Raw genomic sequence first — 531 nt, forward strand, 5'->3', positions numbered from 1 at the left:
TCGGCCTTTGAGGTCGTGGTATAGATGACGGATGGCTGGCTGCTGTATGAATCCCGTCTGAAGGGAAAGCTGCACGTAATCAGCAAGCGATATACGCAGCGCATTGAGCGACATAACCTGAATCTGAGGCAGCACCTGGCACGGCTGGGACGGAAGTCGCTGTCGTTCTCAAAATCGGTGGAGCTGCATGACAAAGTCATCGGGCATTATCTGAACATAAAACACTATCAATAAGTTGGAGTCATTACCACCGGCGTAATGAAGAAGCAGACGCAGAAATACTGTCGGCTATCCTCAACATTATCAGCGATATGCCGAGTTATGGTTATCGACGCGTGTGGGGCATCCTGCGCAAGCAACGTCGCACAGAGGGACAGCCACCTGTGAATGCCAAACGGCTTTACAGGATAATGAGCGAGCATAACCTGTTGTTGTTGCATCACAAACCAGAGCGACCGAAGCGTGAACATAAGGGCAAGATAGCGGTGGCAGAAAGCGATATGCGCTGGTGTTCAGATGGCTTCGAGTTCG

2 pseudogenes are annotated in these 531 nt (G+C 51.0%); both read left to right on the forward strand.

Annotated elements, in window-relative coordinates:
- Positions 1-234, forward strand: a pseudogene (locus tag K5R89_RS27185) (IS1 family transposase); the annotation flags it as partial.
- Between the two features lie 17 nt (positions 235-251).
- Positions 252-531: pseudogene (locus tag K5R89_RS27190) on the forward strand (IS3 family transposase); the annotation flags it as partial.

The sequence above is a fragment of the Klebsiella sp. TF21-TM genome (assembly GCF_019753495.1).
GTDB classification, from domain to species: Bacteria; Pseudomonadota; Gammaproteobacteria; order Enterobacterales; family Enterobacteriaceae; genus Klebsiella; species Klebsiella quasipneumoniae.